This window comes from Pantoea sp. UBA5923 (assembly GCF_002431095.1).
GTDB classification, from domain to species: Bacteria; Pseudomonadota; Gammaproteobacteria; order Enterobacterales; family Enterobacteriaceae; genus Pantoea; species Pantoea piersonii.
In genome coordinates this window covers 40,758-41,328 of record NZ_DJDN01000025.1, presented here as the reverse complement: position 1 = coordinate 41,328, position 571 = coordinate 40,758, and the positions used below count along the sequence as shown (strand labels likewise).

Annotated in this window: 1 protein-coding gene; it reads left to right on the top strand. The window is 64.1% G+C overall.

Going from position 1 to position 571, the window contains the following annotated elements; all coding sequences use genetic code 11:
- Nucleotides 1–571, top strand: a 571-nt coding sequence (locus tag B3797_RS06135) for an ATP-binding cassette domain-containing protein (RefSeq protein WP_311790644.1), incomplete at both ends; no start/stop codon positions are given.

Below are 571 nucleotides of genomic sequence, written 5' to 3'. Positions count from 1 at the left end.
CGGCCAGTTTATCGCCACGCGCGATACCGCGACGCTGCCGCAGATTGAGCTGATCAAGCTGATGCTGGGGCGCGAACTGCTGGAAACCGCGCTGCAGCGTCAGGGCAGCACGCTGCGCAGCAACCAGCCGGTGGCGTCGTTTCGCGACTACGGCAAGAAGGGCACCATTGAACCTTTCGACCTTGAGGTGCGGCCTGGAGAAGTGGTCGGTCTGGCTGGCCTGCTCGGTTCCGGCCGCACCGAAACCGCCGAGGTGCTGTTCGGCATTCGCCGTCCCGATCGCGGTACGGCGACCATTAAGGGCAAGCAGCAGACCATTCGCTCCCCGGCGAAAGCGTCGCGTCTCGGCATCGGTTTTTGTCCGGAAGATCGCAAGACCGACGGCATTATCGGCGCCGCCTCGGTGCGTGAAAACATTATTCTCGCGCTGCAGGCGCAGCGCGGCTGGCTGCGGCCGATTAAGCGGCGCAAGCAGCAGGCGATTGCGGAGCGTTTTATTAAGAGCCTCGGCATTCGCACGCCGCACGCCGAGCAGGCCGTAGAGCTGCTTTCCGGCGGCAACCAGCAGAAG